This window comes from Candidatus Seribacter sulfatis, assembly GCF_964187635.1.
Classification (GTDB): Bacteria; Verrucomicrobiota; Verrucomicrobiia; order Opitutales; family Seribacteraceae; genus Seribacter; species Seribacter sulfatis.
The window spans coordinates 41,070-67,191 of record NZ_CAXLMO010000038.1 but is presented as its reverse complement, the minus strand read 5'-3'; the positions used below and the strand labels follow the sequence as shown (position 1 = coordinate 67,191).

Below are 26,122 nucleotides of genomic sequence, written 5' to 3'. Positions count from 1 at the left end.
CTAGGGCGAGTAACATAGTAAGTAGATAATTTAAAGTAGAGATTGGAAGTGCGCTCGAAGTGCTAACACTGAGTGAGATAGAATTTGACTAATACGCCCTTCTGACAACCCAAAAATATGAGCAATCTCAGAAAGTTTTAATTCCTCATAATAATATAACATGAGAATCTTTTTCTGAGGGTCCGGTAAATCCTTAATTTTGTCCCTTAACAAGAGAACTTTTTCTCGATACTCAGTTTTATCCAAAGCATCTTGCTCGGTAGGATCCGAGATGGTCTCCGAAAGAGGGGTAGAATCACCATCTGGTGAACTTGAATGCACCGGACCGTCAATAGGAATAAAGGTGATAGGCTGTGTTTCCTTTAATAAAGTCTCGTATTCCGATTGTGATAGTTTCAACTCGGTCTTCACCTCCTCGACACTAACAGGACGCTTCAAGCGGGACTCCATTTCAGAAATTGTCGACTGCAAAGATCTGGCTTTTGCACGGTTTGCACGTGGCAAACAATCAATTTTACGGAGTTCATCGAGAAGAGAACCTTTAATCCTGAGTGCCGCGTAATTTCCAAAAGATTTTCCTTTTGAAGGATTAAATTGGTTTACTGATACAATTAAAGCCTTAACCGCAATGCCATACATATCCTCAATTTCATAATGATCAGGGAAATGAAACCGCATGCGGGAAACAGTAGATTTAACTAATGGTAAATAATCTTCGATTAACTGATCTCTCGATTTTTCATCAGACATCGCGACTCTGTATTTTTCCGCTGCTTCTTTCATTCGCACGGAAGAAGAGGCAGAGAATTCGCGGTCTACATTTGCCTTTTTAATATTTTGCGCACTCATCTTTCAATAAATATCCACTAGACTTGAGCATCAACCATACGGTTGGCAGTTGTTGAAGCCTCGTTCATTGCAGCGGTTGCCAAATTAGTGGGGTCATTTTCAGTGGGTGATGATAAATCTCTCGGATGAAGTGAATTACTATTCGAATCTACAATATTTCCATTTAAAATAAAGCTTAATAAAATCCTTCCACAAACAGCAAAAAACAAACAACCAAAAGAGCTTTGTACCAAAGCAACCAAGGGATCATTGGTAATCAGAATTCCAAAAATAAAGAAAATAATGAATCCGACAAACCCACTTAAACAAAAGAAAAACTTCGCATCATTATTCATAACTAAATATTTCGATAAGATGAAAAACCTCTTGCATAAAGTTCTTCGGGAAAGGTTCGGGAAATCATTTGGTTGAGAACATTGGTACTAAAATCACCAGTTACATTTTGACCATTACAGATGCATAACGGGGAAAGGTTGTTACGTAAAAGTAAGGGCCATAACTTGGTAGAATTGGAAAGTTCGTCAAAATGAGTGAAGGCAAGATGAGTAGCACCAATATTATTAGCAAGATTAATTGACTTACTCAAAACCTGCTTATCATATGCTGCATTAAGAACCAATACTCGGGTTTGGACATTAAGATCATCCAACGCCTCCTGTGCCCTACTCCACTCATCTGCTTGACCAAGTGACAATCCGGGGAAATCGAGATAGAGCGGAGAATCAGATGAACTATCTGGAGTTTTGTTTGACTCTCTGTAAAGCGTTACCCCAACAACTTCACAGAAAATCTTAAGGGCGTCATCAGGATTTGGCACGCCATTTTCCACCTTTAAAACATTAGGTGTTTTTTTATTCATGAAAACTTCATGAGCGAGAAATTTACATAAAGTGGTCGTTTTCCCAACTCCTGGAGCGCCAATGAGTGCGATTCGATCACCAGTAGGAGCAATATTTAGGGAGCGAAAGCGGTCAGAAAGTCCGATGGTAATTTCCTTGAGGGACTCGGCAAGAGAAAGATCTTTGATCTTAGACCAATTAGACCACGAACTGATATCATTCAATAATTGAGAATCAAAACCGGTCTTTGCTAAAATTTTAAATGAATCCCCCTCAATAGCCTCAGTGACTACATTTTCTTCTTTCTCGTTTGGTTTACTAGGTTCCTGGATGGTGGTTTCAACTGAGGTTGTTTCAGATGAAACAACGGAGTTTGTATTGTTAGTAGTGCTTGCTACCTGATCTTTCGAGTTATCCAAGTTTTCGGCTTCAACTAATTGATCTTCGGGAGGAATTTCAGCAATAACCTCGAGTTTGGGAGAAGAAATAAATTTTTTCAAACCTTCTCCGCCAATTTGCCGAACTGATAAAACTCTCGCTTTATCTCCCAGTTTTTCTCTGATCACACGAACCGCCTCTTCAGCAGACTTAACGGTTAATCGAAATCGCTTACCTGCTTTTGCCCCAGAATGATTATCGGTTAAGGTTTCCATTTTTATGCGGCAACAGGAATATCCTGAGGATCTCCGGGTGTATTAGAATCTTCCATTGCTGAAATTATGTCAGGGGGTAAAGATTGTGCCTCCAGTGCAATTGCTCCGAAAGGCTCGATTTGTGTTTCGGTGGGTAACTCTTGGTAAGCGAGTACAACCAACTGAGGATAAGACGGTTCCATAAACCTGCGGAAGGCAAGCCGTAATTCAGTCGTGGTAACAATAATGGGAGAAAGTCCACGCTCTGTCATTTCTTTAATTTTAGGCTCGATTTCGCGAATAATCCCCTCCGTTAGATTGGGGTCCATTACCAATCCGATATCAAACTGACTACGTTTCACTCGACTAATAAGAGTTTGTTCGAGTCGGGGTTCAAAGGTCATGGCCAATAATTTATCGGTTTCCACCTCATACTCCTTAACAAAATACATACCTAATCTTTTTCTCGCCTGCTCGGAAAGATCGTCAGGGTTTTTGGTGATAGCTGCCATGTCGGCAATTGTTTCAAGTACGATCGTTAAGTTTTTAATTGGAATTCTCTCTCTCAGCAAATTCTGTAATGTTCTTTGGATAATCCCAACATTTACCAGATCTGGAAGGAGTTCGCTTACTAGAGTAGGATTTTTGTCCTTGATCAGATCAAGGAGCCTTTGCGTTCCTTCTCTTTCCAATATTAAATAAGCAATCCGCTTGAGAACATCAGCTAAATGCGTAACGAGAACCGATGAAGGATCCACTACGGTGCAACCCTCGATTTCCGCATTCCGCCTTTCCTCGTCTGGAATCCACATCGCCTGAATACCAAAAACAGGTTCAATGGTTGGAATACCATTTAATTTCCCTGCATCTCCTCCTCCCATACTCATCGCCAAAACACGATCAGGCAATATGGTGGATCGAATAATTTCTTTACCACGTAGTAAAAATCGATACTCATTTGGCTCTAATTCGATATTATCCCTCACCCCAATTGTAGGCAGCAACATTCCCATCTCACGGGCAAAGTTTGTTCTTGCTCCGGTAATTCTATCCAGTAAATCCCCACCCTTCTTTTTATCTGCCAAAACAAGTAAACCATATCCCATTTCTAAACCGAATACCTCCTGTTCAATTGCATTCTCCATGGGAGATAATTGATTCTCCTGTCCCTCCTCAGAGTTAAGAGCAGAAGATTGTTGCGGTACACCACCTTGAGGTGCTTGCGAGGGACCTGATGCTTGTCCAATTTCATCGAATTCAGAATCCTCGGATGAGGCAACTTTGGAGTAATGATAAGCGGCACCAAAACAGACCATAGAAAGGATGAAAAATGGCCAAAATGTGTCGGAAAGAAAAAATGCGAACAACAGAAGCATGCAACCTGCAATTCCAATGGCACGGGGGTATACAGTTAACTGCTTTCCCACAAATTCTCCAAGATTCGCTTCTTCCGATGAACGGGTAACAAGAATACCTGCGGCGATAGAGATAATAATTGCCGGTACTTGACTTACCAAACCATCACCAATTGAAAGAATAGTGTATTTCTCAAGAGAGCCCACAATTGTCATTTCTTTCTGAAAATAACCAATTAGAATTCCACCAATAATGTTAACTACAGTAATAAATATACCTGCGACTGCATCTCCCCGAACAAATTTACTCGCACCATCCATTGACCCATAAAAATCGGCATCTTTTTGAATTTTTTCTCTCTTCGACAAAGCTTCCGCTTCTGTGATAACTCCAGAGTTCATTTCCGCATCAATTGACATCTGCTTACCCGGCATAGCATCTAAAGTAAATCTTGCAGTTACTTCAGCAATTCGACCCGCACCTTTGGTAATTACAACGAAATTAATGATAACTAAAATTAGAAATATCACCGTACCGACCACATAATTACCACCCACCACAAATGTGCCAAAAGACTCGATCACGGAACCTGCATCTCCGTCCAGTAAAATCAACCGAGTGGATGCAACATTCAGACCCAGTCTGTAAAGAGTTACCGAAAGTAACAGTGTCGGAAAAACAGAAAACTCAGGCGGATCTTTTACATATATGACAGTAAGCAATATTAGCAAAGAAATTGCGATACTAACGACAAGGAGAATACTGAGAATATCCTTGTGAACAGGGACGACCAAAAGCAAGACAGCACCAAATAAACCAAAAACAAATCCCAAGTCTGAATTACCGCTAAGACGACCCAAGTTTGATTTAAATTTTTGATACAAATCGTTCATTAGAAATTATGCAATTGGTTTTGCGAGCAGCCGCCTAGCCTTCAATCGGTGATAATAGTAAGCATGAGACTTGTAGACTTGAGCTAAGATCTCTGCAACAACTTGGTAAAAATCGAGAGGGATAGGTTCGCCAATGCGCCCAAGCAAAAAGAGTGCACGGGCCACTGGTTTATTCTCAATGGTGGGCACATCATTCTCTGCAGCAATTAATTTTATTCTTCTAGCCAATATGTTTTCTCCTTTCGCGATAACAACAGGAGCAAGATCCATGCCCTTTTCATAACGAAGGGCAATTGCGTAGTGGGTGGGATTGGTCACTACTACATCAGCGGTACCAACATCCATCAAGTTTTGACCAGAAAGCATCTCCATTGCCTTCTTGCGCTGGGCCGATTTTACTTCGGGTGCGACTTCCTTACTTTTAGTCTCCTCTTTCACCTCATCCTTAGTCATCTTCATCTCTTCATCATTTTCTTTCTTCTTAATCATGTAATTGATGATCGCGATAATCAGTAAAAGAAGGACTAAAATTGCGAACATTGTCACAAATAAATCATAAATAAAAATGGGTAGATGCTTAATGGGGATAGGAGCATAGAAAATAGGATCATCAAAAAAAATAATTAAAGTTAGCCAAACAACCGTCCCAATTATAGAAAACTTCATAAAATCAATCATAAAAGCCTTCAACCCCTTTAAGCCAAAGATTCTTTTGACGCCGCTAATTGGATTAAACTTACTTAATTTAGGCTCGATCGCTTTGGGAGTGAGGCGAAAACCCGTCTGTAAACCCTCCGCCACAAATGCCGCAATAAAGGTCAAAGCTAACATAGGAAAAACAATAACCCCAAGGAATATAAATGCACCTTGCAATGTAGTCGCCATTCCCTCCTGCGTAGCTTTTATTGTATGAAGGTTCTGCATTATTGATTTTGTAAAAGCCATAACATCCAGTGCCTTACTCGGTCCATAAAACAAAATGACAACCAGTCCCGCTAGCATGGTCAAAGTCATCCCAATTTCAGGTGCTTTCGCAAACTGTCCTTTCGATCTAGATTCTGATAACTTCTTAGCAGTAGGTGGTTCCGTCTTAGAGCTTTTATCTACATCTGACATTATTTATCCTGGCTGAATTATTTTCAACATAACCTCAACCGACCGTTTACTATTATCTACAATATATGAAGTGATCAAAAGGATTGAAGAAACTAGTAATACTAGACCAGATAAAATTCGCACCGAAAAACTGGTCATAAACACATTCATTTTGGGAACGGCTTTTCCAAGAACTGCAAAAGATATATTAATTAAAAAGTTCAACGCAATAAAGGGGGCGGCAATAAGTGTCCCAAGTACAAATACATGAGAGACTTCTGAAACAAAATCGGCAGTTGGATTCGCGGTTAAAAAGAATGTGCCAATAGGGAAAATCTCGAAAGTTAAAACAAAAGCTTTGAGTACATCATAATGAATCCCATTGATAAAAAAAACAAGAAGACTGAAATAATATAAAAGAGAGGTAACAGTTGAATCAGTAGATCCTAGTAAAGGGTTTACACTGTTACTTGCCATTAGTCCTATCTCGTAGGAGATCAGGTGACCCGCCAGTTCAACGGCAAAAAATACCATTCGAACTATCATGGCCAACAATAAGCCAATGCATATCTCATTGATGGACAGGACAATTGCCCCAACAAAATGATTTGCAATCTCAAGGTTGGCAGGAACCACCGGGTTAATTAACAAGGAAAGAAGTAAGCCAAATGCAGTTCTAATTTTTGTAGGAATCATTTTGCCTGCAAATAATGGAATCCCCATAAAGAAGGCTCCAGTTCTTAAAAAAACAAGTACCCAAACAATAATTTGACTAGCTTCAATAGTCACTGTGCCATAGTTGGAAGCATATTAATCATGGAAATACAGAATTCTGTTAAAGTTTTTAAAATAAAATTAGCAGAAAGAACAATTGCGAGAGAAACACAAACTAACTTAGGCACAAAGGTTAGCGTCTGTTCCTGTAGACTGGTAATACCCTGAATGAAACTAACTAAAAGACCAACAACAGTAGCAGTGCCAAGGATCGGAATTGCCAAGATGAGTCCAGTTTGCAACAGGTTTCTCATTATGTCCACTGCTAGTTCCATTGTCATATACTAGTCTTCCCTCTACGCGATATTAAAACTATTAACGAGAGATTGAATGACCAAATACCATCCATCCACCAGCACAAAAAGTAACAACTTAAACGGCATTGAAATTACTACGGGCGGCATCATCATCATCCCCATAGACATAAGGGTGGATGCGACAATAAAGTCCACGATAATAAATGGTATGAAAATTAGAAAACCCATCTGAAACGCAGTACGTAATTCACTAAGGACAAAGGAAGGAACTACAATGCTCAAAGGTAATTGATCCCGAGTCATCGCACCCTGCTTTGAAATTTCGAGAAAAAATTGCACGTCCTGCTGGCGAGTTTGATTCATCATGAAATCCTTCATGTGTGCAGTTGCTACCATAAGTGCATCACTTGATTTCATAGTAGCAGACATGTAGGGAGTTACAGCGTCGTCATAAATTTTATTCCAAACTGGCCCCATCACAAAGAAAGTAAGGAATAATGCTAATCCGACAATTATCTGGCTAGAGGGAGCAGAATTAACGCCGATGGCATTTCTGACAAAACCTAACACGATAATCATCCTGGTAAAGCAGGTCATCATCATGATGACAGAGGGACCGAGGGACAAAATTGTCATTGCAACAACAAGTTGTATCGCAACTCCAAAATCCCCCTCGTCATTTGAACCAGTTACATCAATTCGAAGACCTGGAGCTCCAGTACCAGTAGTTTGTGCGTCCAAGCAAGTATGCGAAAAGCTGAAGAAAACAAACCCCAACAAGATCAACGCAAGAAGTCTTACTCTCTTCAATATTATCAATACTTTTTTCAACTAGTCTCCTCTCCTAAATCTGAGGTTAAATCGTTACTTGCTGGGGATCGGTTGTCTAATTTAGCCAAGTGATTAATCGAACTTGAACTCACTCCCAAAAGATGTTTTTCACCTCCATATTGAGCCACCATTAAAAACTGCCGATTACCAAGAGAGCAGGTATCAGCAATAACAATTTCACCTTCTTTAATCGTGCTTACTCTCGTCCTTTTTTTCTTAGCGTAAATAGAGAGGAAATAGGCACTTGCACCTAAAACTCCAATAAACCCAATTACGCGGATCCATAAATAAAGCATTTCTGCATCTGTATTAACAAATGAAGGAGACACGGCAAAATGATAAAACATCATTTCAAAATTTTAAAGATATGCATTCAACTGCGGTTCGCAGAAGAAAGCATGACAAGGAGATTCACGATGCCGAATCAACTATCTCGGTAATCTTAAGTCCAAACCGATCGTCAATTACAACAACTTCACCATGGGCAATAAGTTTTCCGTTAACCAATAAGCTAACAGGGTCTTTGGCATTTTGCTTCAATTGAATTTGAGCACCTGGGCTAAGTTCTACCACTTCTTTCATTGGAAGTTCTGCCGTTCCTAATTGGACTGTGACACTTACCTTCACATCCATCACAATATCCATTTTTTTACTATCCATGTTTTTTTCCGATTAATTTTACTGCTTCGACAATACTCTCACTCACCTGAAAAGCAACTTGATCAGATTCTATACCAATCTCACCGATAAAGCAGGTCCTTCCTTCTATTCTCAAATTTGTCATTTCAATTAAGGCAGGTGACATCTCGATAACATCATCTACCTCTAAATTGGACAGATCTCTTAAGCTCAACTCAAAAGCATCCCATTCTGCTGAAACTGAAACGGGAATTTCATCATAAATCTCATGCCATCGGGGAGGTTTAACTGCCTGTTTCTCAGTAGAAGAAACCGCATTTAACAAACGACTCACAACTGGTTCTAAGGTGTAATATGGAACCGCAATTCTCATCGGGCCCGATACATCGCCAAATGATGCCTCCATACTCATAATTAACATCATCGCATCTGATGGTGATGTTTGCAGGAATTTCCCGGAACTTTCCGTTCCAATAATACTCGGAGTAAGTGACATTGTATTTTGCCATTGCTTACACCATTCTTCTAAAATGATTTGATTAAAATCTTCCACAAGAGCTTTTTCTATATCAGTCAATCCACGCTCTTCTGGATTTGTAGAACCCCGACCGCCAAGAATACGGTCTACTACTGTTGCGGATAAATGTGAATTAACATCTAATAAACAAACTCCATTTAGCTCCTGCAGCTTAAACATAGTTATGCAGGAAGGATTTTTTATGGACTGAGTAAAGTTAGCATATAAATCAGCCGTTAAGTCCTCTAATTCAAGGTTAAACTCTGTCCTCAAAAACATCGAGAGGTGACCCGCTAAATAATATACAAACTGCTCTGACTTGGTTTTCAACTTACTCAAATCCGCATCCGATAGTACAATGGGATTGGTAAAGTCATACTTTTTAATTTTTACAGCAGAAAGATCGGTGATTTTTTCACCGTCGCAGTTGAATACAGGCTGTCCATCAGCAGAACCTTGCAGTTCGCTTAAATCGAAGCTTTCGTCTTTAAAATTGGGATCGGAAGACATTTAAAATCAGATTATTGGACCACAAAGTTGGTGAAGTAAATTTGTCGGATCAAATCGCTTTCTCCATCTCGGTACTTGCGTAGAATGGAAGAAAAGCCCTTTTTTAAATCAACTCGAACTCTTTCCTGAAAACCGTCAAGCTGGGCATCTTCGTATGTGTAGCCACCCATAATAGCGAGTGCTTTATCACGAATCCTGTGTTGGTTCATATCGAGTACTTTCTCAAAGTCACCTGCCTGACCCTCTAATTTCAAATCCAAATTAATATAACGGGATTTAATCGGCCCACCAAGATTAGTAATTAAAGAATTGAGTTCGTAAATCTTCTCCTCACCCGATGGTTCCATATCTAAGGGTTGACCACCTTCAGTTATTTGAGGTTTTATAGTCTCCTCCGGTTTATTCATCTTAATCAATAAAAACATTGCACCGACTGTTAGAGCAGGGGCAAGAATGATTGCTATAAGAGCAGGAATTAAGTTACCACCACCTGCCTTAGGGGCAGGAACCTCAGTGGTTTCAGGAAGTTCGTCAAGTTGAGCGGCACACATATCGTTAGGGAATAAAGGTTAAGATCTATCGTTTAAGGTTAACGGCTTCAGAGAGAATCATATCAGAGGTAGTAACAACACGAGACCCAGCCTGAAAAGAACGCTGGTGAGAAATCATGGCAGCAAACTCGTTAGTCAGATCAACATTAGACAATTCTAAAGCGTACTGTTTGAGCTTACCGTTTGAGCCTGTTGCTGGGATTGCGTTATCACTAATACCAGCAATGTTTTGACCGGCTTGTCCATTTGAATAAAATCCGTTCCCTACCCTTCTTAGATATTGAGGAGAGAGAAAATTATTAAGTTTTATTTGACCTGAACCTCTGATTTCATCTGCTCCGTCTTTATTTACTACTAAATTGATTTTACCATCTTCCTCAACCCTACGGGCTAGAAGAGTTTCCCCCTCTTGTGTTCCTACAACTAAAGGACCATCTAATCCTTGTAATTGATATCGGTATTGATCTCGGGTAACAACAAATCCTTCCACAGTTGATTCAAATGCACCCGCTCGAGTATAAAACAATTCGCCAGTCACTGGATCTGCAATTTCAAAAAAGCCGCCCCCATTCGGAAGTGCTTCGCCTTGGATCGCTAAATCCAAGTCCAAACCAGTAATCTCTACAGTTCCTTGAGTAAAATCGGAAGATATTGAACCAACATGAACGCCAGTACCATGTTGCTGAATGTTGTTGCTTGGTATCCCCCCCGCACCAGATTCAGCATCGTTCATGTGTAAATAAAAATTATCCGAGTAGTTTGCCCTAGAAGACTTGTACCCGAGCGAATTAACATTAGAAATGTTATTACCAAGAACCTGCAATCCCTGAGTAAGACTTTTAAGAGCGGTTACACCGTTATGTAATGAAGCAATCATTTACGATTATGGATTGCTCACGCGTGTGATGTTCGCAGGGAGGTAATTTCTATCTCCGACAGTAACAAAGATTTTACCATCCTCATTTTTTTCAACAGAATCAACCAAACCGGTAACATCTTGTCCTTCCTCAGAAATATTGACCATTTTGCCAAGATAAGCTTGTGCAACCATATCTTTCTGAGAATCAGCAAATGTTTCAAAACCTTTAGTAAACTGCTGCATTTGTTCCAATGAAGCAATGTTTGCCATTTGAGAAATGAACTCGGTATCCTTCATTGGCTCAAGTGGATCCTGGTTACTAATTTGGCTTGTTAGCAACTGAAGAAAGTCTTCCATCTGCATGGCAGAATTAGAAGAGTTGGACGCATCAGATGCTGTTGATGCTCGGGGGTTTTGATTCGCTTGGGTTGCTGCAATTGCGTCTATCATAATGTTATTTTGTAAAAATTAAACTTAAGCTGCTTTGAGAAAATAGTTATCCATCTCTTGATAATCGGAAAATACATGAACATTAACCTCAATTTCTTGGTCTGAGTCTATTTTCTGCTTAATCCCCTTTTGGCAAAGATCGAGCATACTTCTAGTTTTCTCATCAGGAGCAATAAAACATAAAGAAACTCCTTTTTCAGATTTTTCTATTCGCACGCCCAATTTCTCTCCACTGGGTAAATCAATTGCAAAACGAACTACTTTCTTTGAAAATTTGTTGGTATATGATACTCGAGGCGAAACAGCCTTACTAATAAGATTTACTAGCTTAAGAACAATTGAAGAATCAGAAGTCGAAGAGTTCGATGCACCAACCTCCAAAACAGAGGATTCTTTATCATTGAGATTCATTGACTTTAAGGATTGAGCATTTTTTGCGCCATGATCCTTGTTCTTTTTTCTACTATCTTGGTTTTGATTATCCCGATTCGTTGACCTATGGGTTGGTTCATTGAATATTGGGTTTTTAATAGGTTCCTTGGGAACTAAAATAACAGTAGGACGTGTATTAAGAGCAGATGCTTTGACACTCTTAGCAGTTATCGATGGTTGAAAAAGGTTAGGTTTAACTAAGTCTTGCTTTGTCGGGTTTGTGTTTTGTTTGGTGGCAAAATTATTGGGTGAAGATACTCGAGGTGAAATCTTGCTAGACTCAGACAAAATTGTTCTTTCAAAGCTAACATTGGAGCGGTTGGAAGAATGAAGATTGGAGCTTTGCTTCGAAGAATGTGAATTGGTTGTCTTGGGAGGAACAGAAGAATCATTCTTACCAGATTTGGAATTCAAAGTGCTAGTCTGTTTAATATCAGGAGAATCTTTAGGCATCCAAAATGATCCGTTCCTGCCAATTGTCTGATGCTTGGGAGTGGAATGACCATTACCAAGACTTTGAATCTGCGGAGAATCTGACATCAATAAAACCTAGTTTGCAGGTATGCCAGTTGGGGCAAGATCTCCTAAGTCTAAGCTAGGAAGCAAACCACGATCTCTCATTGATAGTGCATCAGCCAATTCGATCAAAGAATCTTCATCGCTGTTGTACATAAAAGAAATAATCGGAGCTTTGTCTTCCGCTTTGAGAAGTTCAAATATGGTCAGGGCTTCTTCAAACCTCCGTTTTTGCCTCCAATTTTGGATCTCTACAGTCGCAACTTCCGGACCCATTTCAACCCATCTCTTAGATGTGTCTTTATATTCTTTTAATTTTTCCTCACTTAAATCCTGCCCTTGCCTTGCTTCAAAATCAGCTAAACGAGCAGACAGATCATCCTGAATTTGATTCATCTCTTTTTTCTGTTTTTCCAGTGCTTCTAAGTCCATTGCGATCGCAGATTCGCGCGAGTCGAGCTCAGTTTCTCTTTCTAGTAATTTTTCCTTCAATGCAGCCAACTCTTTGGATAATTGGTTCATCGAATGAGTTTCTGCAGGAGAATAGCTAGTATCATCAGCATCAAATTCAACACTAGTAAATTCTGCCTTTATCTCAGGTTTGGGCTTAAACAAATCATCGTAGCTAAGTACTACCATAAAACCAGCGGCCCCGACTGATAGCAATACAGCTAATATAACAATAATAATGGGTGATATTTTCATAATTAATAACTAGTTTTGTTGAAAACAAACCGAGCACCAATGATGTCCTCAAGTTCTGTTTCTTCTTTTTTTTCTTCTGTTTTCAAATGTTCGCTTCTTTTCTTCTGTTTAAGCTTCAGTAAACTCTTGCAATTGGAGTCTGCCTCCAAGTAAATTTTACGGTTAGCAGATTCTATATTTTTTGATTCAGCAAGCTTCGAATTGAAATCAATAATCTCCCCTTTCGTTCGATTAATAGATTGGTTGAAATTCTCTTGTTCATGACCAGAAAATCCAGAAGTTCTTTTAACAATAATATCCTTATTAAGGATTTCTAGACTCTTTACGGCATTTTTTAAATCAATCTCAGCATTCTCACGTTTTGAAATCGCTAGCGCATAATTTTTCATTGCCTTCTCTTTAGACATTTCACGAAGGTGCAAAAGAGTCTCCAGACGAAAAGTAAATGCTTTCATGAACCAAAAATTTCTGAAAGTTGTTGAAAAGAGGACTCCCGAGTCGAAACTTGGTCATATCTTTGTTTAAGAAATGAATCGATTCTGTCGAATTTCTCAATCGCACGATCTATTTTAGGGTTACTCTTTTTAACATAGGCACCGACATTGATAAGGTCTTCATTTTGCTTGTAAACAGAAAGTAAATCTCGAGCCTCAGAAATAATCTGAATCTCCGACTCATTGCATACCGCACGATCTAAACGACTTACACTTTGCAACACATCCACAGCAGGAAAATGATTAGCATTGGCAAGTCTACGACTGAGAACAATATGTCCATCGAGAAAACCCCTGACTGCATCTGCAACGGGTTCATTCATATCATCTCCCTCGACTAGAACAGTGTAAATAGCAGTAATTGCTCCCGAATCACTCGTACCGGTTCTTTCCAGTAATTTTGGCAATAAAGAAAAAACGGAAGGAACATATCCACGGGAAGCTGGGGGTTCTCCTGCGGCAAGGCCAATTTCGCGCTGTGCCATTGCAAAACGAGTTAAGGAATCCATTAAGAGAAGAACCTTTGAACCTTCGTTTCGAAATCCCTCGGCAATTGCAGTCGCTAAGATAGAAGCCCGTATTCTCATCGGGGCAGGTTGATCGGAGGTAGAAACTACAATTACAGTTTTTTTCATTCCTTCTGGACCGAGATCTTTTTCCACGAATTCCCTTAACTCACGACCACGTTCCCCGACCAAAGAGATTACATTTATATCAGAATCAGAACCTCGTGCAATCATTCCAAGCAGAATTGATTTCCCTACGCCACTACCAGAAAAAATCCCGACTCTTTGACCAACACCAAGTGGAATAAAAGTATCAATTGATTTGATTCCCGTAGTAAAGGGTTCTGAGATCATTGAACGACTCAACGGGTTGGGAGGTTCAGCATAAAAGCCCTCTCGCCGAGGTGTAAGAAGTGGGCCTTTTCCGTCTATCGGTCTTCCCATCCCATCAATAATCCTACCGAGTAACGCGGGTCCACAAGGGACAAAATTATTATTACGTTGGGACGTCACCTTACATCCAGGATGAATTAAATGGACACTATCCAAAGCCATTAGAAGGACAAAATTATCTCTAAACCCGACCACCTGTGCTTCAATTTTATCCTTATGTCTATCCGAAACAATTGAGCAGACTTGACCGATACTTACCTCAGGACCTTCAGATTCAATAATGAGACCCGTTACACGACGTACAGTTCCCACTTTATCGTAAGTTCTAACCCCCTTAATTCCGTCCTCCATAAAGGCGAACCTCTCATCAAGTGACTCAATCATTTCGCTTAAGCTCCTCTTCCACTTTTCTTAGTTTTGTCGAAACCCGGCCATCCAGAAGACCAAACCGACTCTTGATCTGACAATCTCCAGACTGTAAAGAAGGGTCTTCAAAAAATTTAACATTGGGGTAACCTTCGAGAAGAGCATCATCCCCATCTAATCCATCAAAAATACCAGCAATAGCAGATGCAAAGCCTTCTTCATCTTCAGCTTTTTCCTCTTCAACTGCAGGCTTTTCAGAATCAGCCATCGATTTCAATAAGGATAAATCCTGCGGACAAAGAAACACTTCGAGTTTCTCGTCTTCACCTGAAAATTCTGAAACCATGCTTCGGACGATTTCTTCTATCGCATTACGATCCAAGGAGATTTGACCAAGAACACGTTCCGCAAGCCCGATGACCAAATCTGGAAGTCGGTGGTCAAGTTTTGCAATAACCTCGTTTGTTTTAGTATCAATACTCGCTAATAACTTAGACTGAGAATCCGCGTAGTTAGTTCGTAATTTTGAAATTTCAGCCTGATAGAAAGCGGTGGCCTCTGCTTTTCCACGATTATACTCATTTAACGAATTTTCTTTCGATTGAGCCGCTGTAACTGACGGATCGCCAATATGATCTACCTTGAATCCACTGAGTGGTTTCGGGAAATTGATGGATCTATTGTACGACAACGTCGCTTCCTCCGGTATCGAGAATAATTTCCTCGTCCTCCTCGAGTTCGCGTACAATTTGTATCACTCGGTCTTGGGCAGATTCCACTTCAGATAAGCGTTTAGGTCCAAGAAAAGTAAGTTGTTCTTCAAGCGCCTCAACTGCTCTCTTGGACATAGTCGAATAAATTATTTTCTTGAGTTCAGGAGAAGCGTTTTTAAGTGCAATAACTAAGTCATCTTGATCCACCTCTTTCGTGACTTTACTCACATCACCAGGACTGAGACGTACCAAGTCTTCGAAACGGAACATCCGTTGTCGAATGGAACCGCCTAATTTAGGGTTTCTTTTCTCAATACTTTTGAGTAATTCCTTGCCCTCTTCCTTGTCGAACCAATTCAGTAAATCAGCGGCGGATTTTACTCCACCCGTTTTTACGCGAGGCGATTGTCCTTTCTTGCCCATTCTTGCTCCCAATGTGTTAGCAACAACCTCAATCTGATCTATTGGAGTTGTCTCCATGGAACCGACTCTTTCCACTACTTGCTCCTGGACATTAGGTGCCATCATTTGAAGAACTTCAGAACCTTTATCTGCATCCACATTAGCGAGAACAAAAGCAATCGTTTGGGGTTGCTCGAAGCGAAGAACATTGTAAATCTGACCGGAGTCCATTTCTTTAATGTCATCCATGAAATCAAGTGATTCTCGAACGGGTGCGATTCGATTCATCATATTATTCGCTTTGTAGTCACCGTGGGCAAGTTCCAAGGTCTTTTGGGCAAATGTCAATCCACCAAGGTTTGAATTCACACTTGATTCAATAATTTCAGAAAATTCATCCAGCACGCAATCCTTGAGTTCTTGATCCACAATTGGAAAGTTTCCGATTTCTTTGCAGATTCCTTCAGAATCCTTGGAATCAAAACGTTTTAAGAGTGTTGCGGATGCTTCAGGCCCAAGGGCGATCATAAGAAGACCCAATTTTTGATGCCTAGACATACGGGAGTAGCGGTCATAAACGGAATCTTCTTCGGTTACTTCATCCATCGTTCAAAAAATTTGCAGTTAGGAGGAGGAACCCGTTTCTAAATACCTCCTGAGGGCTGTTCCAACATTGTCAGGTTTTTCCTGAATTAAGTCGTTAAGAAGTTCTGGAGTCAATCCACTGCCAAGGCTTCTTGTACCAGCTAGAAGTTGTTGATCATCCTCATCCAAAACTTGTACCTCAGCCTCATTGGGCTTGAATCTTTTGAGCATCGTAATGAAGACAATAAACAATGCAATTGCTAGGATTACACCTACTAGAGTCTTTACATGAGGGCCATATTTATCAACGAAGTTTTGAAACTGATCTAATGTCTCCCCCCCAATACCGCCAATCGCTGGGTCTTGAAAAACTACTTCTTTCACAGAAACATGAGTAAGAAGTTCGCTTTCCTCAAGGTTGAATCTAGCTCCCACTGCATTAATTACAGCTTCTCGGATAACATCAATATCCTCTGCAGTTCTTGGTGACTCACCCTTCGCGATAAGAACCGCTACGCTTCGGCTAATAATAGAGCCCGGTTCCTGCACTGTTTCTTTCAGGTTCCTGCTGATCTCAAAATCTGTGGTTTTAGACTCTCTGGACTCATCACTTTTTGCCATTATGGGGTCTTGTTGTGTCGCATCCTGACTAACATTAGGAACATTAGCACCCATTCCTGTTGCGTTATTTTGTGGCTGTGTCTCGACAGTGGTAGCCATATCCTTATCGGTGGTCGAAGTTCGTGGAACTTGGCCGTCAGGATCAAACTTTTCATCCAATTCTGTCATTGATTTGGTATCTAAATTCACTGAAACTCGTGCAATCACATTTTGCCTTCCGACTGTTTTAGCAAGCATAGTTTCAATCTTTGTTTCCAATCGGCGTTCCTGTGCTTCATAGGCCTTCATCATCTGACCCGCGATACCTGCTGCACCGCTAGATTCTCCCTGTTCAGAAAGAAGATTCCCTTGATTATCCATCACCGCTACATTCGATTTATTAATTCCCTTGTTGGCATTGGATACAAGAAACTGAATTGCATTTACATTGGCCTTGTCAAGCGTACTTCCACCGGTATCTACATAAACTGACGCACTTGGTCTATCATTAGGATCTTCGCTGAGCAAAAGATTATTTTCTGGTTTAACAATAAATACTTTTGCCGACTTAATCGAATCCATCATTGCAATAGTTCTCTGTAATTCGCCTTGAATGGCGCGTGTGTGATTTGTCCGCTGCACGAAATCACTAATCCCAAAATTTCCTTCATCAAAAATTTCAAAACCCACATCACCGCTTCTTGGAAGACCTTTCATTGCAAGTTCCATTCTCATAGCTGCACGTTTGTCTTCAGGTACTAATATTGTGTCACCATTCTCACTGTACTCGAATTCGACTTGATTTGATCTTAACACATCAACCACATCACTTAGGTCATCGGCATCAGCTCCGCTTACCAAAACTCTCATTGAAGTGCCTCCACCTGACCAAGAGAGAATACCAACACTCAAAAGCAAAATTCCACCTACGGCTACGACGAGGGTTAATTTTCTGCTTGAATTCAAGCCGTTCCAAAGTTCGGCAAGCTTACTAAATCGTTCTTTCATATAAATTAACTAAAGTGACTGAACACTAAACTTGCATCCTCATTAATTCTTTGTAGGACTCAACCAGTTTATTTCGTACTTCGATCATCAAATTAAATGCCACACCTGCTTCCTGTGATTTAACAACTGCTTCATGGATGTTATCAGATTTCCCGAGAATAAGATCCTGAGTTTCACGGGCTGAAATTTTCTTCTTTTGATCAACCCCTTTAACAAAGTTTTCAAACATTTGAGAGAAACCGGGCGCAGTAACTCGATCGGTTGGGGAAGTTTTATCAATTGGAACAAAATCAACACCGTTAGTTTGCTGCGCTTCTTTCGCACCAAAGCCTTGACCCAATTCACTCGTTTTGGCAAAACGGTCGAGTTGCTTGTTGGCCTGTAGATTAGAATTTTGTGTGAGCAGGTCGCTCAGACTAGGAAGTGATGATATTTCGTTCACAATATAAATTATCGACCGATCGCGAGAGCTTGCTGGGCTAATCGACGGGAAGTTTTGACAACAGTTAAATTAGCCTCATACGCACGTGAAGCACTTATTAAATCAATCATTTCGCGGGACACATCCACATTGGGCATTTCGACCATACCATCTTCATTTGCATGAGGATGGCCAGGGTTGAAGATCATTCGACCTGGGGTTTGGTCATCAAACACATCAGTGACTCGAACTCCTTGATAAAGATTTTCATCCACAAAACCAGGGACTCTTCGCTCGGGAGTTTTGATAAATTCTTCAAAGGAAACCTCTTTTCTTTTATATACATTTCCCGAAGCATCCTGTGTAGTGTTCGAGTTTGCTATATTTTGGGCGATAATTTCAAGCCTGATCTTCTCCGCAGATAATGCACTGCCAGTTGATTCGATCCCCGGTATTAGATTCATACTCATAATAAAATATTTTAGACGCGCCCTCTAATTGCTTTGTTTAATTCCTTAATGGAACCACCTACTGCACCAGTCAGATATTCATAATTTAAGGCGTTACGGTTCATCGCGAGCATTTCTTCGTCGATTTGTACCGTATTGCCATCCATCCGTACGGGTTTAGCCTGACGGTCTTCTACACTTCGAGGAAGGAGTCCTTTCACCCGACGAAAATCGCTCCTATCCACTGCTCTTCTCAGTTCAACCGAAAAAGTCTTAGGCAAGTCTCTTCTTTTAAAACCAGGCGTTTCTACATTCGCAATATTGTTAGAAAGTGCCTCGTGACGCAAATGAGTTGCATCAAGGAGTTTTTTGGAGATTAGGTAATTCTCCTGACTATATAAATTATCGAGTACGACTGCCATGTGGCACACACAATGCAATACTTGTGCCAAATAGTATTTCCGCCTTAAACTAAGAGTCTAAAGGAATAAATCCTTAGAATTATCGAAATGAAGTGTAGCAAATTGATTTTAAACCTAGCATTTTTTTCCGAGATAGGAATAAATCTCTTGTTTTGCTCTCAGCCGTCGTTCTCTCTTTTCTTCAGCGGTAATTTAATGTTTACTTGAATTTCTAGTGAAATCACCAAATTTTGAAAATTGTCAAGTAGGCTTAACTCCAGAGGGAAAGATTGAAAAAGTTTCCGACGCATTTGCATCTTGGGCAGGAAAGGGAGCCAAAGACTTAATCGGAGAAAACTTCCGACCCTTTTTTCTTTCTCTAGAAAAAAGTTGGTCACTCCTGCTCCCGAAAGAATTTCATCGGAAAGACTTCGAGTGTTTTTTCCCCTTGTCTCCAGAAAGTCACCGTTCGTCAGTTGGTATTCACTTTCAAAATGTAAGTTATTCCCACAACTCTGTAATTTCTCTGTCCCCTGCCCTTGCGCCACATGATTCTTTAAAAAAGGCATTTATGGGCGATTTAATGAATGACCCCCGGGCACTGGCAAACACCTTGATAAGGCTTCAAAAGGCTGAAAGTAGACTATCCGACTATATTAGCAACTTCCCTGGGATTTTCTTTACGCAAAGGCCGGACATGACCTTTAGTTATTTGTCACGGGGAATCCAAAAAATATTTCCAGCCGAACACACTGAACTGGCTCGTAATGGCGGCTTGTTTTTAAGCAAAATATTCGAAAAGGACAGAGAACACTTTTTGAAAGAATTAAATACCAACGGAAAAAACCCGGAAACCTTTAGTTTTACCTACCGAGTAACTATTCCACCGACGGGCCAGATTATTTATTTATTAGATGTTCGTACCCCCATAATTACTGCGACCAACAAACTTCTTGGATATGATGGAGTTTTTGTTGATATAACAAGGCAAGCGATCGCCGAGCACAGATTATCTCACTCTGTTTGGCGGGAAGGCTTGGCCACACTCACAAATGGCCTAGTGCACGACTTTAGTAATCTGATGGCAGGAATTTATTCAATTAGCGAACTTTATCATGGCATGATGGCCAAGGACGACCCAATGGCCAAAGGACTGGGGCAGATTAAGAAAAGTGCAATGCAGGCCCAAAAATTAGTGCGTAGAATTATTGATTTACACCGAGAGAAAGCTGCTTCACGAACCGTTCACGATCTGAGATTATTACTAAAAGATCAAATGGACTTAGTAGATATTATAATACCAAGAAGTGCTAAGATAACCACCGATTTTGGCACTCAGACCATGCCGGCATTTATTGAAGAGACTGGCTTTAGGCAGATGATACTTAATTTAGTAATCAATGCAAGGGATGCAATCGACCGAACAGGGAAAATTAAAATATCGTTAAGGAAAGTCAAAAAAGGACAATTAATCATGAAGGGAGCCGTTGGAAATAAAACAACCGCCCCTGCAGAAGGTGCCGAACTGGCGTTAAGTGATAATGGGAAAGGTATTCCTTCAGAACTTGAGAAAAACCTGTTTGATCCATTCATTACTTCAAAGTCTTCAGGAGGCGGTTCAGGATTTGGGTTATATAATGCCAAAATTTTCATCGAAGATCACAATGGATTAATTGGATTTTCAACGATGAAGGGAAAAGGGACTACATTTTTCTTATTTCTTCCATTAGAAACAGATGAAGAAGACAAGCCCTCTCAAAATGTGAAACGTGCAAAACGAGCTACCCGGGCTTTTATTAAAACGACCAATCAATAAAATTTTGAATTACACATTATTTCACTTGGTTAAAATTCCCTTCTCATAACGCAGTGTGGATCTTATTTTTCCATTTTTCCCATAAAAGATCATTTCTCCATGAAGCCGTCCGTCCAAGTAATTTGCTTCCACCCAAGAACCGTCTTTTGATTTTTTAATACTCTTTCCGTTCAAGCGACCACCGTCAAATGTTTGAATTGTATTTAATTTAGATCCGTTTCTTTCTAACTTACCTGCAAACGGAACTGCACTTTCCCGGTGCAAAAGAATTGTGAGATTATCATCAGGTTCGACTATAAATTCTTTTTGAAAATCTTCTTCCTTTCCGATCCATTCAGTTGGAATTTCTCGGGGAGTTTCTTCTTTAATATCCTCTCCGCAAGAGAGCAGCAAAGAGATCCAGACAGGTGGGAGAAATCGAGTACAGAAATCTCTCAATTTTTTAGGTAGTCTGAAAATTCATAAAGTTCTGGGTCGCGAATGATTTTTGCCTTCATCAACTTCTTCAATCTCGACTTGATCGTTTCTTGTGAGGCGCCCTCTTCTCCTGCGGGCAGTGCAGGCGATTGTTCATCATCTCCCAAAAAATCTCCCATTCGATCTTCCAACTCATCCGGATCGGCTCCCTCTTCGAGCTTGCGTACTACTTCTTCCATTGGTTCATCCATTGTTTCCCCGGTCATCTCACACATTTTGCGCATCAACTGGCCCATTTGTTTGGGGTCTGGGTTATCTTCGTCCATTCCTCCCATGGCACCCTCCAACTCCTTCATTACTTTTTCTGCTTGATTGGGGTCCATTCCTGCAAATGGATCATTGGGATCTTCCCCTGAATCTTGCTCGGGCATTTCCTGAGGTTCTTCCTTTTTCCCGGTAATCGAAAACCCCGACATCACTTTTTCCATCTTATACTTTTTTCCATCGGGGCATTCAGGCGTTTTATCCGAGTATGAAGTGGAGTGGGCAAAGAATGAATAAATCTTTCCCGTCTCTCGACTCATGAATTCATAGATTGGCATAATATAAAAGTTCTACTAGTTAAATACTAACTTAAAACAAATCAATGACGTAAAGTTTTTACGCTAGCAATCTTTTCGAATCTGCAATGAAGACAATTTTCCACTTTTGGAGCAACCCACCACCCAGTAAGCTTTGGATTGCCCTGCCATTGGGCTATACTTTTTTTCTACAAGTGCTCACCGGTTTCCCCAAGCCAGACAGTCTAAAGGAGCTGGATGCAAATGAACTTTTTGTCCGCTTTTCCGAGGAACTCTTTGCTTACCCTTTTTGGCTGCAGGACCTAAGTCACTTGCCCCTCTTTTATGGACTTGCCTGGTTATGGTCCTGGTACCTCGGACCAATTCGTTCCTTTTTTTCAGCTCTTAAGTGCAAGGCATTTTATATCGCCACGCTATATGGAATTATTAATGAAATGGCACAGGCTTTTATTCCCGATCGTTTCCCCTCCCCTGGCGATTTGATCATGAATTTGGCAGGAGTATTTCTTGGCTTAATCACACATTCCATCCTATGCCGAAAATTCGGTACACTCTCACCGTAATACAGTCTAATTTTTTCTCATCGCTCCTTCTCTTTCGAGCAGGGTCGGATGAGAATAATGAAATCCTGCCATTAATGGATGAGGCAATGGATGGGATAAATTTTCGACATACAGTTTTCTCAGGGCAGAAATTAACGGCTCCTCCCCCCCTACTGCAATTTTTGCAAAATGATCGGCTTCAAACTCGTGTTTTCTAGAAAATAAATTACTGACTGGAGTGAGCCAGTAGGTAAAAAAGCCTAGTGTCAGGGATAAGCCAATAATCAAGGGACTCAAAGAGGAAACTAAACTAACATCTAAGCCCAGTCCCTTATAAAACCAGGCACTTTCGAGCAAGTACCCCATTAACCCGAAGCCCGCTAATCCCATCGCAAAAGACATCACCAAGCGCTTGGGAATATGGCCCATTTTATAATGTCCCACCTCATGGGCAAGTACCGCCTCAATCTCTTCAATAGACATCTGTTTGATAAGTGTATCATACAATACAATTCGGCGAAATCGTCCAAAACCGGTAAAATAAGCATTCGAATGCCCCGACCGCTTACTTCCATCGATCACTTCAATTGTATTTGCCTTAAATCCGGTCTTATCGGATAGGGCCATTAGTCGATCCTTCAATTCACCATCTTCCAACGGGGTCAACTTATTAAATAAGGGAAGAATTAACTTGGGGTACAGTACCATCATTAAAAGCTGTATACCAAAAAACACCACAAATGCAGCGGCCCACCAATATTCAGGCGATGCCGCTGAGATTGTCCGGTACAACCAGATCAATAATGCCAACAGAAGGTAGGAAAGAGCAAAGCCCAAAATTATTCCCTTTACCTTATCCGTAACCCATAGTTTTTTTGTCGATTTATTAAAGCCAAATTTTTCTTCCAATGTGAATTGATTATACCAGTCAAAAAACAGCCCCGGTATTTGTAGAACATTTAGCAATGCAGTTGCCACAAAAGCCCCCCACCAAACTGAATCGAGGAGAGTCACCGGCCAAATTTCAAATACTGAGGGCAAGACATATAAAAACACCGGAAAGAAGACCACGAAACCAAAAATCTCTTCTACCCTTGAAAACCGGCTCTTACTGATTGAATAATTACTCGCTTTTTTCCAGGTCTCGTCATCCATCAATGACTTCGATTCCTCCGGTTGAGCTTCGATCAAATTAGCCACATGCTTCTCGTTCAGAACCTTGAGAAAATACTCAAATAAAAATTGGCATATTGCCAACACCACTATAATCGTTTGCAAATCAGTCATTATTTCTAATCTATCCATTCAATTTAAAGTTGTCGACTATAGAGCCCCCAAAAACTCTTTCTCAGTTCGTCGTGATAATAGTAAGCGTGATTGCAATTACATTGTTGGAAAATAAAAAGAAAGCGATCAGCATTTGGAAAAAACTACTTTAGTATTTTTCCAACCATGCCGATGTTCAACTAATTCTATTTGAATTGCGATTAAGTAAAAATGCTATAGAAAAATTCATATAAAATGGGAACTCCTGAAAAACAGTCCGCAGCTCAAGAAGAGCTTTCTTTCGAACAGGCCTTGGCAAACCTTGAAGAAATCATTCAACGTATGGAGTCCGGTGAGGCTCCACTCGACTCTTTAATTACGCACTACCAAACTGGCGTGAAAATGTTAAAACTTTGCCGAGAAAAAATAGAGGCTGCAGAAATGAACATCAAAGAAGTTCAGGAAAAGGACAAAGAATTAATCAAAAAAGATTTTGAGGACATGGTGTGATGGAAAATAATTCTGAGATTTTAAAAGAAATATCAAGTCCAGCTGATTTAAAAAAGCTCGATTACGAACAGATCGAAATTCTTTGCCAAGAAATTCGAAACAGAATTATTGATGCTACTTCTCAAAACGGAGGGCATGTTGGTCCCAACCTTGGCGTGGTCGAATTAACTGTTGCCTTGCATCTTGCCTTTGATACTCCACAGGATTCTTTCTTTTGGGATGTTTCCCACCAAGGATATGTTCACAAGCTACTTACCGGACGAAATGACGAGCGGTTTGAAAAAATTCGTCAATCAAACGGATTAAGTGGATTTCTTTCCCGGGAAGAAAGCAAGCACGATGCATTTGGAGCCGGTCATGCAGGCACTGCCCTTTCTGCCGCTCTTGGACGTTGCATTGCACGTGACCTTAATCAAAAGGACGAACATGTTGTTGCGGTAGCCGGTGATGCCGCATTTACCTGTGGAATTACTTTGGAGGCTTTGAACAACATTGCCAGTTCGACTAAACGGTTCATATTAATTTTGAATGATAATGAGTGGTCAATCGCCAAAAATGTGGGTGCGTTTTCCAAGTATTTCAACGAATTAATAACCAATCCCGCTTACACTCGATTACACAAAGACGCGGAAAGTTTCCTCACTCAAGTTCCCGGTGGTCCTTCACTGATGAAATTTCTATCGAAGGCGAAGCGAGACACAAAAGAATTAATTGCACCCTCAAGTATTTTTGAGAAACTGGGCATCCGTTACCTCGGTCCAATTGACGGACACGATGTACAGTCGTTAGTTCGCTTTTTTGAATTTGCCAAAACTTCCGACGAACCCATTGTTCTTCACCTTCTTACCCAAAAGGGAAAAGGGTTTCCCGTGGCGTTGGAAGAACCGGAAAAATGGCATGGATCCGGACCTTTTGACAAGCAAACAGGACAAAGTAAACCCTCCTCTCCCACTTCTCCGCCCAAATACCAAGATGTATTTGGAGAATGCCTATCCAAATTGGCCGCAGAGAATGAAAATATTGTCGGTATTACTGCAGCAATGCCAAGCGGTACTGGATTGGACGCCCTGCACAAGGCAATTCCGGAACGCTTCTTTGATGTGGGTATTGCTGAAGAGCATGCAGTCCTCTTAGCAGCTGGTATGGCAACTGGAGGTAAACTTCCGGTATGTGCAATATACTCCACTTTTTTACAAAGGGCTTATGACCCAATTATTCATGATGTCTGCTTACAAAACCTTCCAGTTACTTTCTGCTTAGACCGTGCCGGACTGTCTCCTAATGATGGCCCCACCCATCATGGGTTATTTGATATATCCTACCTGCGCTGCATACCAAATGGAATTATTATGCAACCCAAGGACGAGGACGAATTACAGGACATGATGGCGACCGGTATAACCTCTGGATCTCCCTCCTTTGTCCGATATCCTCGCGGAGAAGGAGTAGGCGTTAAGCGAAAGGATAAACCCGTCCCTCTTGAAATCGGAAAAGCTGAAATTCTAAGGGAAGGTACTACCTGCTCGATTTGGGCGATTGGGGATTTTGTTCAAACCGCACTGCATATTGCCGATCACTTGTTAGAGAAATACGGAATTAAAATCTCAGTGGTAAATGCACGGTTTATCAAACCCCTAGACGAAGAAAACTTACTCAAACATGCAGAATCTCACCAATATATCGTTACGCTTGAAGATAATGTTCTCATGGGTGGATTCGGGTCTAGTATTCTTGAGGTGTTTGAAAAGAATAATACCACAACTGCGGTTAAACGATTTGGTTGGCCTGATCAATTCATTGAACACGGAAACTCGGTTCATGAATTAAGAAGTAAAGTAGGACTGGATCAAGAAAGTCTAACGAAATCGATCGAGGCATTTCTCTTAATCGAAGATCAGTTGTCTGCTCCAATATTTGCTTAAAAATACAAATTGCTTAGCGAGGCAT

The 26,122-nt window shown here is 40.6% G+C and carries 31 protein-coding genes; 4 read left to right on the top strand and 27 right to left on the bottom strand.

Annotated features, from left to right (window positions below):
* Positions 1–30 precede the first annotated feature (30 nt).
* The 24 genes from ACKPQ5_RS04575 to flgB all read right to left on the bottom strand — a co-directional run bounded on the left by ACKPQ5_RS04575 (position 31) and on the right by flgB (position 19,064).
* A complete protein-coding gene (locus ACKPQ5_RS04575) occupies positions 31–849 on the bottom strand; it encodes a sigma-70 family RNA polymerase sigma factor (protein WP_407677920.1) in 819 nt (272 codons plus the stop codon).
* Positions 850–866: 17 nt separating this feature from the next.
* Complete coding sequence (locus ACKPQ5_RS04570; protein ID WP_407677919.1) at positions 867–1,184, bottom strand: hypothetical protein; 318 nt, start codon at positions 1,182–1,184, stop codon at positions 867–869.
* A 2-nt stretch (positions 1,185–1,186) separates the two neighbouring features.
* Positions 1,187–2,341 (bottom strand): flagellar biosynthesis protein FlhF, encoded by a 1,155-nt coding sequence (locus tag ACKPQ5_RS04565; protein ID WP_407677918.1) that lies wholly within the window; start codon positions 2,339–2,341, stop codon positions 1,187–1,189.
* Between the two features lie 2 nt (positions 2,342–2,343).
* Positions 2,344–4,569 (bottom strand): flagellar biosynthesis protein FlhA, encoded by a 2,226-nt coding sequence (locus tag ACKPQ5_RS04560; RefSeq protein ID WP_407677917.1) that lies wholly within the window; start codon positions 4,567–4,569, stop codon positions 2,344–2,346.
* A gap of 6 nt (positions 4,570–4,575) precedes the next feature.
* Complete coding sequence (locus ACKPQ5_RS04555) at positions 4,576–5,685, bottom strand: EscU/YscU/HrcU family type III secretion system export apparatus switch protein (protein ID WP_407677916.1); 1,110 nt, start codon at positions 5,683–5,685, stop codon at positions 4,576–4,578.
* Positions 5,686–5,688: 3 nt separating this feature from the next.
* Positions 5,689–6,453, bottom strand: coding sequence for a flagellar biosynthetic protein FliR (locus ACKPQ5_RS04550; protein ID WP_407677915.1), 765 nt, complete (start codon positions 6,451–6,453; stop codon positions 5,689–5,691).
* On the bottom strand, positions 6,450–6,719 hold the full coding sequence (locus tag ACKPQ5_RS04545; protein WP_407677914.1) for a flagellar biosynthetic protein FliQ: 270 nt from the start codon (positions 6,717–6,719) through the stop codon (positions 6,450–6,452). The genes ACKPQ5_RS04550 and ACKPQ5_RS04545 overlap by 4 nt, the downstream gene beginning before the upstream one ends.
* Positions 6,720–6,734: 15 nt before the next feature.
* The gene (fliP, locus tag ACKPQ5_RS04540; protein WP_407677913.1) at positions 6,735–7,436 is read right to left on the bottom strand and encodes a flagellar type III secretion system pore protein FliP; all 702 of its coding nucleotides are present in this window, start codon (positions 7,434–7,436) and stop codon (positions 6,735–6,737) included.
* Between the two features lie 86 nt (positions 7,437–7,522).
* Positions 7,523–7,855 (bottom strand): flagellar biosynthetic protein FliO, encoded by a 333-nt coding sequence (locus tag ACKPQ5_RS04535; RefSeq protein ID WP_407677912.1) that lies wholly within the window; start codon positions 7,853–7,855, stop codon positions 7,523–7,525.
* Between the two features lie 82 nt (positions 7,856–7,937).
* The gene (fliN, locus tag ACKPQ5_RS04530; protein ID WP_407677911.1) at positions 7,938–8,186 is read right to left on the bottom strand and encodes a flagellar motor switch protein FliN; all 249 of its coding nucleotides are present in this window, start codon (positions 8,184–8,186) and stop codon (positions 7,938–7,940) included.
* Entirely contained in the window at positions 8,179–9,192 is a 1,014-nt protein-coding gene (locus ACKPQ5_RS04525; RefSeq protein ID WP_407677910.1) for a flagellar motor switch protein FliM, read from the bottom strand. Before ACKPQ5_RS04525 ends, fliN begins: the two co-directional genes overlap by 8 nt.
* An 11-nt stretch (positions 9,193–9,203) precedes the next feature.
* Complete coding sequence (locus tag ACKPQ5_RS04520) at positions 9,204–9,743, bottom strand: flagellar basal body-associated FliL family protein (RefSeq protein ID WP_407677909.1); 540 nt, start codon at positions 9,741–9,743, stop codon at positions 9,204–9,206.
* A gap of 25 nt (positions 9,744–9,768) precedes the next feature.
* Positions 9,769–10,620: a flagellar hook-basal body protein gene (locus tag ACKPQ5_RS04515; RefSeq protein WP_407677908.1), complete on the bottom strand. Its 852-nt coding sequence runs from the start codon at positions 10,618–10,620 to the stop codon at positions 9,769–9,771.
* A 6-nt stretch (positions 10,621–10,626) separates the two neighbouring features.
* A complete protein-coding gene (locus ACKPQ5_RS04510) occupies positions 10,627–11,052 on the bottom strand; it encodes a flagellar hook capping FlgD N-terminal domain-containing protein (RefSeq protein WP_407677907.1) in 426 nt (141 codons plus the stop codon).
* Between the two features lie 24 nt (positions 11,053–11,076).
* The gene (locus ACKPQ5_RS04505; protein WP_407677906.1) at positions 11,077–12,024 is read right to left on the bottom strand and encodes a hypothetical protein; all 948 of its coding nucleotides are present in this window, start codon (positions 12,022–12,024) and stop codon (positions 11,077–11,079) included.
* A gap of 9 nt (positions 12,025–12,033) precedes the next feature.
* The gene (locus ACKPQ5_RS04500) at positions 12,034–12,705 is read right to left on the bottom strand and encodes a hypothetical protein (RefSeq protein ID WP_407677905.1); all 672 of its coding nucleotides are present in this window, start codon (positions 12,703–12,705) and stop codon (positions 12,034–12,036) included.
* A 2-nt stretch (positions 12,706–12,707) separates the two neighbouring features.
* Entirely contained in the window at positions 12,708–13,160 is a 453-nt protein-coding gene (fliJ, locus tag ACKPQ5_RS04495; RefSeq protein WP_407677904.1) for a flagellar export protein FliJ, read from the bottom strand.
* Complete coding sequence (locus ACKPQ5_RS04490) at positions 13,157–14,482, bottom strand: FliI/YscN family ATPase (RefSeq protein WP_407677903.1); 1,326 nt, start codon at positions 14,480–14,482, stop codon at positions 13,157–13,159. The genes fliJ and ACKPQ5_RS04490 overlap by 4 nt, the downstream gene beginning before the upstream one ends.
* A complete protein-coding gene (locus tag ACKPQ5_RS04485) occupies positions 14,475–15,155 on the bottom strand; it encodes a FliH/SctL family protein (protein WP_407677902.1) in 681 nt (226 codons plus the stop codon). Before ACKPQ5_RS04485 ends, ACKPQ5_RS04490 begins: the two co-directional genes overlap by 8 nt.
* Positions 15,142–16,185: a flagellar motor switch protein FliG gene (fliG, locus tag ACKPQ5_RS04480; protein WP_407677901.1), complete on the bottom strand. Its 1,044-nt coding sequence runs from the start codon at positions 16,183–16,185 to the stop codon at positions 15,142–15,144. Before fliG ends, ACKPQ5_RS04485 begins: the two co-directional genes overlap by 14 nt.
* Before the next feature lie 18 nt (positions 16,186–16,203).
* Entirely contained in the window at positions 16,204–17,772 is a 1,569-nt protein-coding gene (gene fliF / locus ACKPQ5_RS04475; protein ID WP_407677900.1) for a flagellar basal-body MS-ring/collar protein FliF, read from the bottom strand.
* 25 nt (positions 17,773–17,797) lie between these two features.
* Positions 17,798–18,214, bottom strand: coding sequence for a flagellar hook-basal body complex protein FliE (fliE, locus tag ACKPQ5_RS04470; RefSeq protein ID WP_407677899.1), 417 nt, complete (start codon positions 18,212–18,214; stop codon positions 17,798–17,800).
* An 8-nt stretch (positions 18,215–18,222) separates the two neighbouring features.
* Complete coding sequence (gene flgC, locus ACKPQ5_RS04465; protein WP_407677898.1) at positions 18,223–18,657, bottom strand: flagellar basal body rod protein FlgC; 435 nt, start codon at positions 18,655–18,657, stop codon at positions 18,223–18,225.
* Positions 18,658–18,674: 17 nt separating this feature from the next.
* Positions 18,675–19,064 carry a flagellar basal body rod protein FlgB gene (gene flgB, locus ACKPQ5_RS04460; protein ID WP_407677897.1) on the bottom strand — a complete coding sequence of 130 codons (390 nt, stop codon included), beginning with the start codon at positions 19,062–19,064 and terminating at the stop codon, positions 18,675–18,677.
* Positions 19,065–19,278: 214 nt separating this feature from the next.
* Between flgB and ACKPQ5_RS04455 the strand changes: the two genes are divergently transcribed.
* Positions 19,279–20,859, top strand: coding sequence for an ATP-binding protein (locus ACKPQ5_RS04455; protein WP_407677896.1), 1,581 nt, complete (start codon positions 19,279–19,281; stop codon positions 20,857–20,859).
* Between the two features lie 21 nt (positions 20,860–20,880).
* Here the strand turns inward: ACKPQ5_RS04455 and ACKPQ5_RS04450 are convergent, their stop codons facing one another.
* Together ACKPQ5_RS04450 and ACKPQ5_RS04445 are read right to left on the bottom strand one after the other, a co-directional pair.
* Complete coding sequence (locus tag ACKPQ5_RS04450; protein WP_407677895.1) at positions 20,881–21,252, bottom strand: toxin-antitoxin system YwqK family antitoxin; 372 nt, start codon at positions 21,250–21,252, stop codon at positions 20,881–20,883.
* Between the two features lie 41 nt (positions 21,253–21,293).
* Positions 21,294–21,878 carry an FmdB family zinc ribbon protein gene (locus ACKPQ5_RS04445; RefSeq protein WP_407677894.1) on the bottom strand — a complete coding sequence of 195 codons (585 nt, stop codon included), beginning with the start codon at positions 21,876–21,878 and terminating at the stop codon, positions 21,294–21,296.
* 86 nt (positions 21,879–21,964) lie between these two features.
* Here ACKPQ5_RS04445 and ACKPQ5_RS04440 point away from each other — a divergent pair, with 86 nt between their 5' ends.
* Positions 21,965–22,420 (top strand): VanZ family protein, encoded by a 456-nt coding sequence (locus tag ACKPQ5_RS04440; RefSeq protein WP_407677893.1) that lies wholly within the window; start codon positions 21,965–21,967, stop codon positions 22,418–22,420.
* A 6-nt stretch (positions 22,421–22,426) separates the two neighbouring features.
* On the opposite strand, the gene ACKPQ5_RS04435 is transcribed toward ACKPQ5_RS04440, so the two are convergent.
* A complete protein-coding gene (locus tag ACKPQ5_RS04435; RefSeq protein WP_407677892.1) occupies positions 22,427–23,704 on the bottom strand; it encodes a M48 family metallopeptidase in 1,278 nt (425 codons plus the stop codon).
* Between the two features lie 216 nt (positions 23,705–23,920).
* Between ACKPQ5_RS04435 and xseB the strand changes: the two genes are divergently transcribed.
* Both xseB and dxs read left to right on the top strand, forming a co-directional pair.
* Positions 23,921–24,175 carry an exodeoxyribonuclease VII small subunit gene (gene xseB / locus ACKPQ5_RS04430; protein WP_407677891.1) on the top strand — a complete coding sequence of 85 codons (255 nt, stop codon included), beginning with the start codon at positions 23,921–23,923 and terminating at the stop codon, positions 24,173–24,175.
* The gene (dxs, locus tag ACKPQ5_RS04425) at positions 24,175–26,097 is read left to right on the top strand and encodes a 1-deoxy-D-xylulose-5-phosphate synthase (RefSeq protein WP_407677890.1); all 1,923 of its coding nucleotides are present in this window, start codon (positions 24,175–24,177) and stop codon (positions 26,095–26,097) included. The genes xseB and dxs overlap by 1 nt, the downstream gene beginning before the upstream one ends.
* Positions 26,098–26,122 lie beyond the last annotated feature (25 nt).